This window comes from Halobacterium sp. DL1, assembly GCA_000230955.3.
Taxonomy (GTDB): Archaea; Halobacteriota; Halobacteria; order Halobacteriales; family Halobacteriaceae; genus Halobacterium.
In genome coordinates, this window is the sequence record CP007060.1 from 2,172,970 (window position 1) to 2,189,192 (window position 16,223).

Annotated in this window: 16 protein-coding genes; 12 read left to right on the forward strand and 4 right to left on the reverse strand. The window is 67.9% G+C overall.

The features are described 5' to 3' along the window. Positions 1-267 precede the first annotated feature (267 nt). From HALDL1_13125 to HALDL1_13135, 3 genes are all read left to right on the forward strand, one after another. On the forward strand, positions 268-1,872 hold the full coding sequence (locus tag HALDL1_13125) for a phosphodiesterase (GenBank protein ID AHG04431.1): 1,605 nt from the start codon (positions 268-270) through the stop codon (positions 1,870-1,872). Next, positions 1,862-2,929, forward strand: coding sequence for a hypothetical protein (locus HALDL1_13130; protein ID AHG04432.1), 1,068 nt, complete (start codon positions 1,862-1,864; stop codon positions 2,927-2,929). The genes HALDL1_13125 and HALDL1_13130 overlap by 11 nt, the downstream gene beginning before the upstream one ends. A 173-nt stretch (positions 2,930-3,102) precedes the next feature. After that, positions 3,103-5,175, forward strand: coding sequence for a histidine kinase (locus HALDL1_13135; protein AHG04433.1), 2,073 nt, complete (start codon positions 3,103-3,105; stop codon positions 5,173-5,175). Positions 5,176-5,293: 118 nt separating this feature from the next. Here HALDL1_13135 and HALDL1_13140 read toward each other — a convergent pair whose 3' ends face one another. Then, a complete protein-coding gene (locus HALDL1_13140; protein AHG04434.1) occupies positions 5,294-5,989 on the reverse strand; it encodes a DNA repair protein RadB in 696 nt (231 codons plus the stop codon). 90 nt (positions 5,990-6,079) lie between these two features. Between HALDL1_13140 and HALDL1_13145 the strand changes: the two genes are divergently transcribed. The 3 genes from HALDL1_13145 to HALDL1_13155 all read left to right on the forward strand — a co-directional run bounded on the left by HALDL1_13145 (position 6,080) and on the right by HALDL1_13155 (position 10,140). Then, the gene (locus tag HALDL1_13145; GenBank protein ID AHG04435.1) at positions 6,080-6,802 is read left to right on the forward strand and encodes a hypothetical protein; all 723 of its coding nucleotides are present in this window, start codon (positions 6,080-6,082) and stop codon (positions 6,800-6,802) included. A gap of 182 nt (positions 6,803-6,984) precedes the next feature. Continuing rightward, positions 6,985-9,210 (forward strand): CdcH, encoded by a 2,226-nt coding sequence (locus HALDL1_13150; GenBank protein AHG04436.1) that lies wholly within the window; start codon positions 6,985-6,987, stop codon positions 9,208-9,210. A 555-nt stretch (positions 9,211-9,765) separates the two neighbouring features. Next, complete coding sequence (locus tag HALDL1_13155) at positions 9,766-10,140, forward strand: hypothetical protein (protein AHG05350.1); 375 nt, start codon at positions 9,766-9,768, stop codon at positions 10,138-10,140. Positions 10,141-10,285: 145 nt separating this feature from the next. Here the strand turns inward: HALDL1_13155 and HALDL1_13160 are convergent, their stop codons facing one another. Continuing rightward, on the reverse strand, positions 10,286-10,657 hold the full coding sequence (locus HALDL1_13160; GenBank protein ID AHG04437.1) for a 30S ribosomal protein S8: 372 nt from the start codon (positions 10,655-10,657) through the stop codon (positions 10,286-10,288). A 286-nt stretch (positions 10,658-10,943) separates the two neighbouring features. Between HALDL1_13160 and HALDL1_13165 the strand changes: the two genes are divergently transcribed. Together HALDL1_13165 and HALDL1_13170 are read left to right on the forward strand one after the other, a co-directional pair. Beyond that, positions 10,944-11,390, forward strand: a complete 447-nt coding sequence (locus HALDL1_13165; GenBank protein AHG04438.1) for a hypothetical protein — start codon at positions 10,944-10,946, stop codon at positions 11,388-11,390. A gap of 1 nt (position 11,391) precedes the next feature. Beyond that, positions 11,392-11,769, forward strand: a complete 378-nt coding sequence (locus HALDL1_13170) for a hypothetical protein (GenBank protein AHG04439.1) — start codon at positions 11,392-11,394, stop codon at positions 11,767-11,769. Here the strand turns inward: HALDL1_13170 and HALDL1_13175 are convergent, their stop codons facing one another. Then, entirely contained in the window at positions 11,770-12,150 is a 381-nt protein-coding gene (locus HALDL1_13175; GenBank protein AHG05351.1) for a hypothetical protein, read from the reverse strand. It abuts the gene before it with no gap. Positions 12,151-12,295: 145 nt separating this feature from the next. On the opposite strand from HALDL1_13175, the gene HALDL1_13180 reads away from it, so the two are divergent. Next, positions 12,296-13,099, forward strand: coding sequence for an orotidine 5'-phosphate decarboxylase (locus HALDL1_13180; GenBank protein AHG04440.1), 804 nt, complete (start codon positions 12,296-12,298; stop codon positions 13,097-13,099). 4 nt (positions 13,100-13,103) lie between these two features. On the opposite strand, the gene HALDL1_13185 is transcribed toward HALDL1_13180, so the two are convergent. Beyond that, complete coding sequence (locus HALDL1_13185; GenBank protein ID AHG04441.1) at positions 13,104-13,277, reverse strand: hypothetical protein; 174 nt, start codon at positions 13,275-13,277, stop codon at positions 13,104-13,106. A 72-nt stretch (positions 13,278-13,349) separates the two neighbouring features. Here HALDL1_13185 and HALDL1_13190 point away from each other — a divergent pair, with 72 nt between their 5' ends. The 3 genes from HALDL1_13190 (at position 13,350) to HALDL1_13200 (ending at position 16,199) form a co-directional block, all read left to right on the forward strand. Continuing rightward, on the forward strand, positions 13,350-13,853 hold the full coding sequence (locus HALDL1_13190; GenBank protein AHG04442.1) for a molecular chaperone DnaJ: 504 nt from the start codon (positions 13,350-13,352) through the stop codon (positions 13,851-13,853). A 57-nt stretch (positions 13,854-13,910) separates the two neighbouring features. After that, positions 13,911-14,516 carry a haloacid dehalogenase gene (locus tag HALDL1_13195; protein ID AHG04443.1) on the forward strand — a complete coding sequence of 202 codons (606 nt, stop codon included), beginning with the start codon at positions 13,911-13,913 and terminating at the stop codon, positions 14,514-14,516. 84 nt (positions 14,517-14,600) lie between these two features. Further along, complete coding sequence (locus tag HALDL1_13200; GenBank protein AHG04444.1) at positions 14,601-16,199, forward strand: GTP-binding protein; 1,599 nt, start codon at positions 14,601-14,603, stop codon at positions 16,197-16,199. Positions 16,200-16,223: the final 24 nt, after the last annotated feature.

A 16,223-nucleotide genomic window follows, 5' to 3' on the forward strand; every position in this document is an offset into this window, starting at 1 on the left:
CAGGGCCGCGCTCGACGGTTGTCAGATCCCACTCGCGCAGGTATCTGTCCCCCATTCGTCCGAGGTACGACGTGGCTAGCCACCGTTAACAGGTGACTTCGTGACACGCGAGACGCCCGCAAATCCCGTCCCTGGGCACCAGTAGGGTCGATGAAGGACGGAGTATCCTGCCCCAGGTGACAGGTTCGGGCGTGTGCGGGAATCCGCTCCATAACTATGGCTCGTGTCGGCGAACGCAAGACCGTGAGTCGGCACGATACGAACGGACTGCGGACACTCCTCGTCGGTCTCGACGGCGCCTGTCTCCCCGTCGTCGAGCCGTTGATCGCCGAGGGGCACCTCCCGGTGCTCGGGGAACTGCTGGGTGAGGGGGTGGCGGGACCGCTGGAGTCACAGGTTCCGCCGTGGACACCGAGCGCCTGGCCCTCGCTGTACACCGGCGCCAACCCCGGAAAGCACGGCGTCTTCGACTTCCTCACCTTCGATGGCTACGACTGGGACGTGGTCAACCGGAGCCACGTCCGCGAGCACGCCATCTGGGAACTGCTCTCCGAGCGCGGCCTCGAGAGCGTCGTGGTCAACGTCCCGGTGACCGCTCCACCCCGGGAGTTCGACGGCGCCCTCGTGCCCGGCTACACCGCCCCGGAGTCGCCCAAGTGCCACCCGGAGGGACTGCTCGACGAACTCGAGGCGGAACTGGGGGAGTACAGGATGTACGCTCCGTCCGACGCGAGCGGCGACGAGGAGCTAGCGTGGTATCGGCGGCTGACCGAGATGCGCGGCGAGGCGTTCCGCTACCTCGTCGACCAGTTCGACCCCGCGTTCGGGTTCGTCCAGTTCCAGCAGACGGACAGCGTCTTCCACGAACGGGACGGCGACCCCGAAGCGGTCCGGGCGGTGTACGAGGCCGTCGACGAACAGGTCGGGGAGATCCTCGACGCCCACGACCCCGAGACGGTCATCGTCGTGAGCGACCATGGCATCGGCGAGTACACCGGCTACGAGTTCCGGGCGAACGAGTTCCTCCGCGAGCGCGGCTACGTCGAGACGAAAGGTGGAGAGGGCGGGATGCCGACCTGGGGGAACGTCGACCCGGCGTCGATCGACGGCGACGAGAGCGCGGAGCAGTCGGGCTACGAACGGCTCCTCCAGGTGGCGGCGAAGTTCGGGTTGACGAGCCAGCGCATGGGCGCCGTCGTCGACCGACTGGGGCTCACCGACCTCGTCCTCGACCACGTCCCGTCCCAGGCGGTGCGCGCCGCGACGGAGAGCGTCGACTTCGAGCGCTCGACGGCCTACATGCGCTCGCGGACCGAACTCGGCGTTCGCATCAACCTCGAGGGCCGGGAGCCGTCGGGCGTGGTTCCGCCCGAGCGGTACGACAGCGTCCGCGAGGACCTCATCGACGAGCTGTCGGCCGCCCGGACCCCCGACGGCGAGCCGGTGTTCCAGGACGTCGTCCCGCGGGAGGTGTACTTCGACGGGCCGTACACCGAGGACGCCGCCGACGTCATCCTCGTGCCCGACGAGTTCAACCACCACATGTCGTCGCTGCTGAGCGGCGCCACGTTCGGACCGGTCCCCCAGCCCTGGAACCACAAGCGCGACGGCATAGTCGCCGCGCGCGGGGACGGAATCGACGACTCCGCGACGCTCGACGGTGCACACCTCTTCGACGTGGCGCCCACGGTGCTCTCGTCGCTCGGCGTCCCGCCCAGCGAGACGATGGACGGGGAGCCGCTCCGCATCGTCGACCCGCAGCAGTCCGAGGCGTACTCGGCATTCGACGGCGCAGCAACCACGGAAACCGCGGACGAGGGCGTCGAGCAACGGCTCGCGGCCCTCGGTTATCTGGACGACAATGAGCATTGACATCCGCCCTCTCGACGACGACGAACAGTGGAACGACCTGGTGGAACGGGCCCCCGAGAGCACGCCGTTCCACCGGATAGAAGCCCTAGAGACCCTCGAAAACCACAGTGCCGCCACCCTCCACCCTCTCGCCGGGTTCAAGGGGCAGGAGCCGGTCGGGCTGTTCCCGGTGTTCACCGTCTCGAAGGGGCCGATGACGGCCGCCTACTCCCCGCCGCCGGGGTTGCGGGTGTACAACCTGGGACCGCTCCGGCTGAACATGGGGAAGCTGAAGCGGCGCAAGCGCGACCGGCGCCACCGCCGGTTCATCGAGGCGGCCATCGAGTGGGTCGAACAGCGTGAGGCGCCCCAGTACTGGAACCTCAGGACGACGCTCGGCTACGAGGACTCCCGCCCGTTCCACTGGAACGACTACGAAGTCGAACCCAGGTACACGTACGTCGTCGACCTCGACGCGTCCCCCGACGAGCTGTTACAGCGGTTCAGCTCCGACCTCCGTGGGAAACTCCGGAAGGAGTACGACGACGTGGACTACGAGATCACCGAGGGCGGGCCGCGGGCCATCAGCGAGATCGTCGAGATGACCCGCGAACGCCACCGCGAACAGGGCGAATCCTACCCGGTCACGTCGGCGTTCGTCAGCGAACTCGCCGACCGCCTCCCCAAGGGGGCCATCCGGCCGTACGTCTGCCGAATCGACGGCGAACTCGCGGGGGGCCTCATCGACGTCGAGTCCGCGGACACCGCGGGCGCCTGGATCGCCAACGGGAAGACCGACGCGCCGATTCCGGTCAACGACCTCCTCGAGTGGCGGGTCTGCCGGGACGCGATGGACCGCGGGCTGACGTCGTTCGACCTGATGGGGGCGAACCACGAGCGCATCTACTCGTACAAGGCGAAGTTCGGGCCGAGCCTCGAGCAGTACTTCAGCGTGAAGAAGTGGCCGCCAGGTGGGAAGGCCGCCAGGGGGCTCTACCAGAGCGTGCAGTCGACGGAGTCGCCCCGGCTACGAGTGGGGAGCGCGCTGAGCAGTCTCCTGACGAGCCGCTCACCGTGAGCAGCCAGTAACCCGCGATAGGGACGTCGCGGCGTTCACCACGCCCCCAGACGTCTCCCTCGGGCAGTGCCGACGCAGTACAGAGGCCGGGACAGCGTACGCCACGCTGGCTGGACAACCAATTAGGCAAAGCACCACCATGTTTTACTGCGTTCACCGGCAAGTTCCGGTGAATGGGACAGGAGACCCCCACCGAGGGTAACTCCAGTTCTCGGGTTCGAGATCAGGAGGCCCTCGCCACACTCGGCCAGCGGGCACTGGAATCCGACGACATCGACGCGCTGATGGTCGACGTGAACGAGGCGGTCGCGGATACGCTGGACACCGAGTGCGCCTCCGTCTTCGAGTTGCTGCCGGGAGGTTCTGAGTTCTTCCTCCGACAGGGGACAGGCTGGGAGGAAGGGGTCGTCGGCAATACGACGGTCCCGACCGGGCACTCGCAGTCTGGCTACACACTGGTGTCGAAGGAACCCGTCATCGTCGACGACCTGCGCACCGAGGACCGCTTCCCAGGTGACGACCTGCTCGTCGACCACGGCGTCGTCAGCGGCATCACGGTCCCAATCGGCCCGGTCGAGAACCCCTGGGGCGTCCTCGGAACGTTCGCGACCGACCAGCGGACGTTCACTGAAGCCGACGCGAACTTCGTCCAGAGCGTCGCCAACGTCCTCGTCTCCGCCATCGAAACGGAACGCGCCGAGAGCGAACTGCAGGAGATCTACGGCCGGATATCGGACGCGTTCTTCGCGCTCGACGACGAGTGGCGGTTCACCTACCTCAACGAACGCGCCCACGAGGTCATCAACCCGGAGGGACGGGAGCTAGTCGGCGAGAACATCTGGGAGGCGTTTCCGGAAGCGACCGAACGGCAGTTCAAACCGAAGTACGAGCAGGCGGTGCAGGACCAGGAGACGGTTACATTCGAGGAGTACTACCCCGAACCGCTGGACGCCTGGTTCGAGGTCCGCGCGTACCCCTCCGAGTCGGGTCTGTCCGTCTACTTCCGGGACACCACGGACAACGTGGAGCGCCAGCGGGAACTCCGTGTGCAGGGGAAGGCATTACAGGAAGCAACCGAGTTGATCGCGGACCCCGACCGTTCGTTTCGCGAGAAAGTCGACGATTTGCTGGACGTGGTTCGCTCGGCGCTGGGGACGGATTACGGGACGCTCTCCCGCGTCGACGATGCGGCCAACGAGTACCTCTTCGAGGCCGTCGTGGGGCCCGACGACGCCGACGTCGAGGCTGGCGATTCGGTCCCCCTCGACTCGACGAACTGCGAACACGCCGTGCGAACGAACCGGACGCTCGTACTCGCAGACGTCGACGAGGACGCTCCGGAGTTGGCGGACCGCGCCGGCAATGCCGAGTGGGGAATCTCCTGTTACCTCGGGACGCCGATCACTGTCGGCGACGAGGTGTACGGCACCTTCTGCTTCTACGACATGGAGTCGCGGTCGGAGGAGTTCTCGGACTGGCAGGTTGCGTTCGTCGAACTCCTCGGCCACTGGGTGAGCTACGAACTCGAACGCGAACAGTACCACCGAAAACTCGAAGCGTCGAACGAACGTCTCGAGCAGTTCGCGTACGCGGCGTCCCACGACCTCCAGGAGCCCCTGCGGATGGTCTCCAGTTACCTGCAACTCATCGAGAGACGGTACGCCGACGAACTCGACGACGACGGCCGGGAGTTCATCGAGTTCGCCGTCGACGGTGCCAACCGAATGCGGGAGATGACAGAGGGGCTGTTAGAGTACTCCCGCGTCGAGACGCGAGGGGACCCGTTCGAACCAGTGGACCTCGACGCCGTACTCGCGGACGTCCTCGACGACCTACAGGTGCGCATCGAGGAGACCGACGCCGAAATTGCCCACGAACCCCTCCCCACCGTCGAGGGTGACGCCGGGCAGTTGCGCCAGGTGTTCCAGAACCTCGTAGACAACGCCATTGACTACAGCGGCGAGGAGCCACCGGAGATAGAGATTACCGCCGAACGGGCCGACGACGAGTGGGTGGTGTCGGTCCGCGACGAGGGCCTCGGCATCGACCCCGAGGACCAGGAGCGCATCTTCGAGGTGTTCCAGAGCGCTCAGAGTCACGACGTCTCGGGGACGGGAATCGGGCTGGCGCTTGTCGAGCGCATCGTCGAACGCCACGGCGGCGACATCCGCGTCGACTCGGCACCCGGCGAGGGAACTACATTCTCACTCACTCTGCCAGTTGCGAAAGAAGGTGACGACGAGTAACTGCAGTCGAGAGAGGACGGGCCCGTTCGCCTGTACTGAACCCTACGGACGCCACATTCGCTGATTGCTGCATCGGCCAGCGTCGGGAAACCTTCGCTCCCGGGTTGGCGCTACGCTCTCAGTGCTGTTCGACGCCCTCGATGCCGGTCTCGGTGATCTGGAAGCGGGCCTGCCCGCCCTCCGGCTGGGCGCGGTGTTTCTCGACGGTGGCACGCCGGTTGCCGCCACGGAACCGGTCGATTCGCAGCACGACGCCCGTCCAGTGGGAGAGCGTGTGCCCGCCGAGCGGACGCACGCGGTCGCTGTCGCTCTCCACGTCGGTGAACACCTGGTTCGTGATGATGACCGCGAGGTCGTGTTTCCGCGCGAGCGACAGCAAGTGGGTGACCTGGCTGGCGACCTGCCGGAGGGCCTCGCCGTGGTCGTCGTCGTCGCGCTCGAGGCGATAGAAGCCGGTCGCGGAGTCGAGGACGATGAGGTCCGCGCGCTCGGCGAAGTCGGCGGCGTCCTTGACCGCCTCGGCCTGCTCCTCGAAGTCGTGGACCGCAGAGAGTACGATGCGGGCCGAGGCGTCCTCGTCGTCCGTGCGCGCGGAGAGCACTTGGTCGAAGCGCTCGACGGAGAGCCCCTCGGTGTCGATGTAGACGGCCGTCCCACCCTCGGCGGCGACGTCGACAGCGGTCGACAGCGCGACGTTCGTCTTCCCCGCGCCGGGTGCGCCGTACACCTGCGTGACGGTGCCGCGTTCGATGCCGCCGCCGAGCAGGTCGTCGAGCGGGTCGCAGCCGGTCGAGACGTGGGTGTCGTCGCTCACTGCGCGGCTATTGGCGCGTCCCGTGCAAAGTATTCTCGGGTCGCTCGCGCCGAGTAAGCGTTTTGCGCCCGGGGCACCCAGTTCCGGACAGTGATCGTCGTCGCCACGGCGGACTTCGAGGTGTACCACGAGGTCGTCGGCGAGCTGCGCGACCGGGACGTCGAGTTCACAACCGTCGAACCCGGCGACGCGCTGCCGGCTGAGGCAGACGTGCTCGTGACCGCCGGTGAAGCCGTAGACGTAGACGTCCCGGTGGTGGTTGCGGAGGCAGACGACCCGCGGCTCGCGGTCGAGGAAGCGCTGGTGCACGTCCGCGGCGGCGACGGACGGACCGTCGTCGGCATCGATCCGGGGACGCGCCCGGGCATCGCTGTCCTGCGGAGCGGCATCGTCGTTGGCGCGTTCCAGGTGCCGGCCGAGCAGGCGGCCGAGGTGGTCGCCGAGGAGGTCGCGGGCAGCGATGACGCAGTGGTCCGCATCGGCGACGGGGCGCGGCTGACAGGGGCGAAGATCGTCGACGAACTCGACGACGTGCGCGTCGAACTCGTCGACGAGACGGGGACGACGCCGTCGCTCGGCCCGGGCGCCCGGGGCATGGGCGACGTGCTCGCGGCGGTGAACATCGCGCTGATGACCGGCGAGGAGATAGAGGGGCGCAGCATCGAACCGACTGCTGGCGAGATACAGGTCATCAAGAGCCGTTCGCGGCAGGCCAGCGAGGAGAACCGCACCATCACCGAGGAGCTCGCCCGGAAGGTGGCGACGGGAACACTCACGCTGGAGGAGGCGCTCGACGAGCACCGCGAGACGTAACACCTCCGTTTGCCGAATGTCGTTCCATCGGGTACAAGAGGCGGACTGCGGCAGGACGGACGGGATGCGCCACGTCTTTCAGGTAGGGCGTGTTACTAGGTAGCAACCGCGGGCGGAACCGGTCGGCGGAAAGTACTTCCGTGACGGCGCCGGATTCCGAGACAATCCCGCAGTCTTCAATCATGAACGAAGTTCAACTCGAGGTGGCGAAAGCCTACCCCAACGACTCGGGGCGGGGTATCGCCCGCCTCGACCCCGACACGCTCCTGCACCTGAAGCTCAGCCCGGGTGACATCATCGAGATCGAGGGTGCCGAAACCACTGCCGCGAAGGTGTGGCGTGCCGACCGGCAGGACTGGAACACGGACACCATCCGCATCGACGGCTTCACGCGCCAGAACGCCGACGTCGGCATCGGCGAACGCGTCAAGATTCGGAAGGCCGAGGCCGAGAAGGCCGACCGTCTCGTGCTCGCGCCCCCGGAGGAGGCGAGTGTCCAGTTCGGCTCCGACGCGGCCGGAATGGTCAAGCGCCAGATTCTGAAGCGGCCGGTCGTCGCTCGCGACATCGTCCCGGTGATGTCGAGCACGAACCACCCCTTCATGCGGTCGCCGGGACAGGCCATCCCGCTCATCGCCGTCGAGACCGAACCCGATGGCGTCTGTCTCGTCACCGAGGACACCGAGGTGGAACTGCGCGAGGAGCCGATCAGCGGCTTCGAGCGCACCGGCGGCGGCATCACGTACGAGGACATCGGCGGCCTCGAGAGCGAGATCCAGCGCGTCCGGGAGATGGTCGAGCTCCCGATGAAACACCCCCAGATCTTCCAGAAGCTCGGCATCGAGCCGCCACAGGGGGTGTTGCTCCACGGGCCGCCGGGCACGGGGAAGACGCTGCTCGCGAAGGCCGTCGCCAACGAGACGTCCGCGAGCTTCTTCTCCATCGCGGGCCCGGAGATTATCTCCAAGTACTACGGCGAGTCCGAACAGCAACTCAGAGAGATATTCGAGGACGCTAAAGAGGAGTCGCCGGCCATCATCTTCATCGACGAACTCGACTCCATCGCCCCGAAGCGCGAGGACGTCACCGGCGAGGTCGAGCGGCGTGTCGTCGCACAGCTCCTGAGCCTGATGGACGGCCTCGAGGAGCGCGGCGACGTGACCGTCATCGCGGCGACGAACCGCGTCGACGCTATCGACCCCGCGCTGCGCCGCGGTGGCCGCTTCGACCGCGAGATCGAGATCGGCGTGCCGGACGAGGTCGGCCGCGAGGAGATCCTGAAGATCCACACGCGGGGCATGCCGCTGTCCGACGACGTCAACCTCGGTTCGCTCGCCGACGACACCCACGGCTTCGTCGGCGCCGACATCGAGAGCCTCACGAAGGAGGCCGCGATGCGCGCGCTCCGGCGCTACCTCCCCGAGATAGAGCTCGACGAGGAGGACATCCCGCCGAGCCTCATCGACCGCATGATCGTCAAGCGTGAGGACTTCAAGGGGGCGCTCAACGAGGTCGAGCCCTCCGCGATGCGGGAGGTCCTCGTCGAACTCCCGAAGCTCTCGTGGGACGACGTCGGCGGTCTCGACGACGCCAAGGACAACATCAAGGAGTCCGTCGAGTGGCCGCTCAACCAGCCCGAGAAGTTCACCCGGATGGGCGTGGACCCGCCCGCCGGCGTGCTGCTGTACGGGCCGCCGGGCACCGGCAAGACGCTGATGGCGAAGGCCGTTGCCAACGAGACGGACGCCAACTTCATCAGCGTGCGCGGCCCCCAGCTCCTCTCGAAGTGGGTCGGCGAGTCCGAGAAGGCCATCCGGCAGACGTTCCGGAAGGCCCGCCAGGTCTCACCGACGGTCATCTTCTTCGACGAGCTGGACAGCCTCGCGCCCGGCCGCGGGCAGGACGTCGGGAACAACGTCTCCGAGCGCGTCGTCAACCAGCTCCTGACGGAGCTCGACGGCCTCGAGGAGATGGAGGAGGTGATGGTCATCGCCGCGACCAACCGCCCCGACATCATCGACCCGGCGCTCATCCGGAGCGGGCGCTTCGACCGCCTCGTGCAGGTCGGCCAACCCGACGTGGAGGGCCGCGAGCAGATCCTGAAGATCCACTCCGCGGACATCCCGCTCGCGCCGGACGTCAGCCTCCGCGAACTCGCCGAGATCACGGACGGCTACGTCGGCAGCGACCTGGCGAACATCACCCGCGAGGCCGCCATCGAGGCGCTCCGCGAGGACGAGAACGCCGAAGAGGTCGAGATGCGGCACTTCCGCCGCGCCATGGAGGACGTCCGCCCCACCATCACGGACGACCTCATGGACTACTACGACCGCGTCGAGGAGCAGTTCAAGGGCAGCCAGAACCCCGAGACGGACCGCCGCCGCGGCGGCCACATCGGCTTCCAGTAACACCACTGGACGCCGCCCTCCACGACGCGCGTCGTAGACAGTCGGCGCGCGCGCGCAGTTTTTACCGGCCGACGACACACCCACAATTCGTCGACCGTACTACCCGTTCCAGACCGCCTGGACCCAGAATTTCGCGTTTCGCGCCAGGTAGCGTTCGCGCGCCGAAGTCGAGGAAAGCTGGCGGCGCCACAATCCTCCAGTCGAAACAGAGCCGACGTGCGTCAGACGTTCTCGGGAGGGCGTGCAGCTCCGGAGAATAGACCCACCCCGACGCCTGCGTGTGGTACTCGAACGAAGGCTGGATTCTCGGACCACGATATCAGCGGTGAAAACAGCTAGGCCGTAGCTCCTTCGGTCGGTTTCCAGTCGAAACAGAAGCCAGCGCCGACTTCGAAGCTCTCGTATCATGTAATCCCGTTCCATCTGTTGGTTCTCCAGTCGAAATCGTCCATCACCCGGCCAGTTGCTTGTTTCGTGTCGTCGCCGTTGCAATTCATAGTAATCTTTACCTAACGTGAGCCCAGTGCCAATAATCCGAAGCTAACCGGGATCCACATGGACTGTGTAGTTTGCCAGAAGCGGAGCGGGTACAACCGGGTCGTCGTCGACCTCGATAGTGGTCACGAACTCGGTGGGCTCTGCGTCCGCTGCGAGACCGAGGAATTCGGGGAGTTCTGCGACGACCTCGCCGACTCGCACGCGGAGAGCTGCGTGTTCTGCGACAGAGACGGCATCTGGGCCGCCCCGAAGTACCTCCCGTCGACCTACGAGGAGGACGGAAAGACGGTGTCGTACGTCGACTACGACGTGTCGACAACGGACCTCCGGTTCTGCGACGAACATCTCGCGGGACTCGGCGTCGACGACATCAGCGTCCCCGTCCAGGCCACCGCCAGCGAGGAGTTCATCACGCGCGGCGCGGAGGACTGAGGAGAGACCGCCCGCGTCGGGAACAGTTCTGGGCAGTACGACGAGAACAGGCGTAGCGTCGCCTCCGTGGCGGTAGAGCGAGAGGCGTGCCTCGGTCGGCAACGGCAAAACGGGGAGAGAGGAGAAGTGTGGAGAGCGGAGTCCGTTACTCGACGAGGACGGCGTTGACCTGGCCGTTCTGGCCGGGCCGGGAGGTGACGCGGGCGGTGCCGGCGTCCGTCTCGATGATGGCGCCCTTCGTGATGATGTTCCGTCGGGCGTAGTTCGGGTTCGCGCCGTTCTCGGTGACGTCCTCGATGGTGGCACGCTCGGTGCCGTCGTCGGTGGCGACGTTCGCCACGTCCGTCGAGAGCGCGCGGACCTTGTCGACGTTGCCGCGGGCGTCGACAGTGCGGTAGCGCGACTCGCCGACCGTTGTCTCCGTGGGGGAGCGGCCGGTCTTCGACTTCTTCTTCTTGTTCTGCGGTCGGAGTCGGGCACCAGTCTTCGAGCGCTTGGAGCGTCCCTGGTATTGCATACCCGAGGAGTGGCGCAGGATACACTTGAAAGACTCGGTTGGGCCCTTGAGAACCGGGTTCAGAATAGCATCCGCGACCCGAGCGGGTCGAAGACCCCGGAAGGGTCGTGGTTCACTCCGCGACCGAGCGCAGCGAGCGAGCGGAGGCCGACGACCGAACGGAACGGAGTGAAGTGAAGGAGGAGTGCTTTTGGCCGAGCTTTTGCCGAGGGCGCGGCGGAGCCGACCCCGCAGCGCAAAAGGTCGTTCCGCAGGCTTTACCGTCGACGGTTCCGTCGGCCCGTCCATGAGTCTCCGGGTAGCGGTGGCCGCGCCGTTCAAGCAGAAGGGGCGGACGCGCATCGCCGAGCAGGCGTTCGTGGTGTCGCTGTCGCTGGACCGCGACTGGATGAGCCCGGACCAGGCGAAACGGCTGCTGGACGTGGCGACGGGGGAGGGACTGATCGAGCGCGCGGACGGCGAACTAACGGCCACCTTCGACCCGGACGAGGTGGCGATTCCCGACGAGTTCTCGCCGGACGCGTCGCTGTTCCAGGAGCGCTCGGCGTTCGAGCGCGCACTCGACGCGCTCGTCGACGCGGACCACGACCGCCAGGAGACCGTTGCGGCGGTGAACCAGCTCCAGCAGGACCTCGGGGTGACGGCGGACGCGGCGGCCGTGGTGTACGCGCGTCGGAACGGCGTCGACGTCGACGGCGCAGCCGAGAAGGCCCGGGCGAACCTACGGGGCTAGCATGGTCGAGAAGAGAGAAACCGACGGGAAGCGGCTCGCGGAACTGCTGTCGAGTGAGGTGACCGGCCACGAGAACGCCCCCTACGACCGGCTCGCGGTCACGAACGCGGACCCGGACGTCGAGCCGACGGCGGACGGCGCTCACGCCTACGACGTGGAACTGGACGGCGAGCGACTCGCCGCGGTGTTCGTCCAGCCGGACCGAGTGCGGGTGGAACTGCGCGACGGCCTGGAAGCGGCCCGCGAGACTGCTGTGGAGGGCGGGCTGCGCGCCCGGCCGGTCGGCGGGGAGCCGCCTCGACTCGTCGTGTTCATCGAGAGCGGCGCGGCCGTCAAGCGCGGGCTGGACGTGCTGGGGGCGGCCGCCGAGGCCGCGTAGTCACGACGTGGCGCTGGCGTACGCGAGTTCGCCGGCGCGCCAGAGCGCGACGACGACACCGACCGCGAACGCTGCCGTCGAGAGGGAGAACCACGCGACGAGAGCGCCGACGAACGGTGGGGCATCGAACCAGTCGAAGAGGAGTTCTGGCACTGCGAACACGGCGACGACCGGGATGACGAACGCGGCGACGGCGAGAGCACCGGCGAGTTTGAGGCCGGCGCGCTGCGCGGGACGGAGGGCGTTCCCGGAGAGCAGCGCGGCGCCACCGAGCACGGCACCACCCGCGGCGAACAGGAGGAGTGCGAACCCGAGGGCGAGGCCGGCGGGGAACGCGTCGCTCCCCCAGACGGACGCGCCGATGAGCACGGCGAACCCCATCAGTGCGATGCCGACAATGGCGAGGAGGCCGCGAGCGACTGACCGAGCTGAGGGCACGGTTGGACAGCCTCGCGGACAGACCAAGTGTTTTCCGTCGATTCCCAGAAAACGAATCGCTTTTGCTGGCCCGCAGGGACCCACGACCATGGACTTCTTCGACGACCTCGCCGCCCGCATCGAGACCGCGGACACCGTCGTGAGCGTGGGTCTCGACCCGGATCTCGACCGCCTCCCCGAAGAACTGCTCGACCACGACCTGCCCAGGTGGGCGTTCAACCGACGCATCATCGACGCGACCCACGAGCATGCGGCGGTCTTCAAGCCGAACGCGGCGTTCTACGAGGACACCGACGGCTGGCGCGCGCTCCGTGAGACGGTGGCCTACGCCCACGGGAAGGACGTCCCCGTCCTGCTGGACGCCAAGCGCGCGGACATCGGGAACACGGCCCGGCAGTACGCGCAGGTGCTCGACGACGTGGACGCCATCACCGTCAACCCCTATCTCGGCGAGGACGCCCTCCAGCCGTTCCTCTCGCGCTCCGAGGCGGGCGTCTTCGTGCTCTGCCGGACGTCGAACCCGGGCGGGATGGACTTCCAGCACCTCGAACTCGCGGCCTACGACCGCCGGCTGTACGAGCACGTCGCGGAGCGCGCAGCGGGGTGGAACGAGGAGTACGGCAACGTCGGCCTCGTCGTCGGCGCGACGGCGCCCGACGAACTGGAAGCCATCCGGGAGCGCGTCCCCGAGCTGCCGTTCCTCGTGCCGGGCGTCGGCGCACAGGGCGGCGACGCGGAGGCCGCCATCGAGTACGGCCTGAACGACGAGGGCGTCGGCGTCGTGAACTCGACGCGCGGCATCATCTTCGCGGGCGAGGACTCTCCGGAGTGGGAGCGCGCCGCCGGCGAGGCGGCCCGTCGGCTAAAACAGCGGCTGAACGAGTACCGATAGGGCGTCAGCGCGGGTCGACGCCACCCTCGCCCCGTCCGCCGCGCACCTCGCCCGCGCACTCGGTGCAGAAGCCGGTCGCCGCGTCGTAATGCTCCTGGCAGACGACCGCGCCACAGCGGTCGCAACTGAACTGTGCCTGGGCGTTCCCGCAGGTCTGACAGAGGCCGGTGACGCTCATGGGTGGTGGTTCGTTGCGCAGGTGCTTGAACGTGGGGCCAGACCCTTTACTGCTCGACTCCCTACCCTCGGTGTGGTCCGCGATACGAGCATCGTCTGGGGGCTAGTCGGCGTGTTCGGCGTCCTCGGCGTCGTGTTCGGCGTCCTCGGCGTCGTGTACAGCCCCGTGGCCTTCGGCGTCGCGGTGCCGTTCGCCGTCACCGCCGCCGTCTTCTACTACCACGCCGCCGGCCACCTCCGCAGACACGCCTTCCGGAACCGGAGCGTCGACCGCGAGGAGTACGAGCGCGAGCAGCGCCGTCAGTGGGAGGAACGCAAGCGGGAGTCCCGGCGGGGGCGAGCAGGTGGGAGCGGTCGGGCGGGGTCGAGCGGTCGGACACGGTCGAGCGGCGCCACTTCCAGCCGACCGCTGCGCGAGGACTACCGCGTGCTCGGCGTCGACCCCGGTGCGAGCGCCGACGAGGTGCGGGCGGCGTACCGCGAGAAGGCCCGCGAACTCCACCCGGACCGCGGCGGCGACGAGTTGGAGTTCTCCCGGGTGAACGAGGCCTACCAGCGGCTGAAACGGGAGGCGTGAGGAGCGCGTCGCGGAACTGTTTACTCGGTCGACCGACCAGACGGTCACATGGACGCAGTGTACTTCGACCTCGACGGGACGCTCGTCGAGTTCGACCGGTCGTTCGTCGCCATCGTCGAGGACGCGGCGTCGCGACTCGACGTGGATCTCTCCGACGGCGACGTCGAGTTGTTCGGGGCAGCGCTCGGGGACCACTTGGAGTCGGCCGACGACCCGTACGCGGCGGCCGCGGCGGCGGCCGACCTTTCGGCCGACCCCGAGTCGTTCGCCACGGCGATGCAGGACGCCGAACTCGCTGCGACGGTGCCAGTCGCGAATGCGACGGAGGCGGTGGCGGCTCTCGCCGACGACTATCAGCTGGGGGTGCTGACGAACGGTCACGGACCGATGCAACGCGCGAAAGTCGACGCGGGCGGCTTCGGTGACGCGTTCGACGCCGTCGTGGTCTCCAGGGACGTGGGCGTTGGCAAGCCCGACCCCGGAATCTTCGCGGCCGCCGAGGAGCGACTCCCGGCCGATAGCTACGTGTTCGTGGCGGACGCCCTCGACAGAGATGTCCGGGCCGCGGAGGCCGCGGGCTGGCGTGGGGTCTACGTCGGCGACGAGACCCCCGAGGACGTGTCGCACGTCGGGTCGCTGTCGGCGCTTCCGGACGTGGTCTGAGAGCCGGCGGGTATCCCCGTCTCCGGAGCGTTACGGACCGCTACGCGGGGAAGGCTTTTGTCTGCCACTCACTAACGCGCCCCCATGGGCCGTGACCGTGCCCGACTGGTGACCGCGCTCGAACGCGGCGAACAGGAGGGCGGGAGTGTCGAGTTCAAGGAACGGTTCAGCCGCGACGTCCACCTCGCCGACGGCCGACTGGAGAGCCTCGCGGCGCAACTGCGCCACCGCGTGCTCTCCGGCGACGGGGAGGCCGAGTACGTGCTCGGCGTCACAGACGACGGCGGCATCGCGGGGGTCTCGCGGGAGGTGTTCTCCGAGACGATGGACGTGCTGAGCCTGCTCGCCGAGGAGGCGGGCGCACACATCGAGGAGGTCCAGACGTGGGGGACCGACGAGGGCGGACTCGTCGGCGTCGCCACCGTCAGAGACGGCTCCTCGTTGGCGCCCGGCGACGACCACATCATCGTCGGGACGGCGGGCCACGTCGACCACGGGAAGTCCACGCTCGTCGGCAGCCTCGTCACGGGCAACCCGGACGACGGCGACGGCGGGACGCGGGGCTTCCTCGACGTCCAGCCACACGAGGTCGAGCGCGGCCTCTCGGCGGACCTCTCCTACGGCGTCTACGGCTTCGACGGCGAGGGCCCGATGCGGGTTCGCAACCCCCACCGGAAGGACGAGCGCGCGGCCGTCGTGGAGAACGCCGACCGCGTCGTCTCCTTCGTCGACACCGTCGGCCACGAGCCGTGGCTGTCGACGACCATCCGCGGCCTAGTCGGACAGAAACTCGACTACGGGCTGCTGACCGTCGCGGCCGACGACGGCCCGACGAAGACCACCCGCGAGCACACCGGCGTCCTGCTGGCGACGGACCTGCCGACTATCGTCGCCATCACGAAGACCGACCTCGTGGACGACGAGCAGGTCGCCGAGGTCGAACGCGAGGTCGAGCGGATGCTCCGTGAGACCGGGCGCACGCCGCTTCCCGTCTCCCGACACGGCGTGGAAGCAGCAATCGAAGAGGTCGGGGACAACGTCGTCCCCATCGTCCGCACGAGCGCCGTCTCGCTGGAGGGTCTGGACGTCCTCGACCAGTTCTTCCAGCGCCTCCCGAAGACGACGGCCGCCAGCGGCCCGTTCCGGATGTACATCGACCGCACGTACAACGTCACCGGGGTGGGCGCGGTGGCGTCTGGCACCGTGAAGTCCGGCACCGTGGAGTCCGGCGACACCCTCCTGCTCGGCCCGTTCCCAGACGGAGAGTTCCGCGAGGTAGAGGTTCGCTCCATCGAGATGCACTACCACCGCGTCGACCGGGCGGAGGCGGGCCGCATCGTCGGCATCGCGCTGAAGGGCGTCCGGGAGGCCGACGTGGAGCGCGGGATGGTGCTGCTTCCCCCGGACACCAACCCGACGCCCGTCAGGGAGTTCGAGGCCGAGGTGATGGTGCTGAACCACCCGACGCGCATCGACTCGGGTTACGAACCGGTCGTCCACCTCGAGACCATCGGCGAGGCGGCGCGCTTCGAACCGTCTGACGGCCAGTTGCTCCCCGGGGACACCGGCGAGACGCGCGTCCGGTTCAAGTTCCGGCCGTACCTCGTCGAGGAGGGGCAGCGCTTCGTCTTCCGCGAGGGCGCGAGCAAGGGCGTCGGCACAGTGACGAGCGTCCCCGAGTAGTCGAACTGTTTTCCGGCCCCCCCT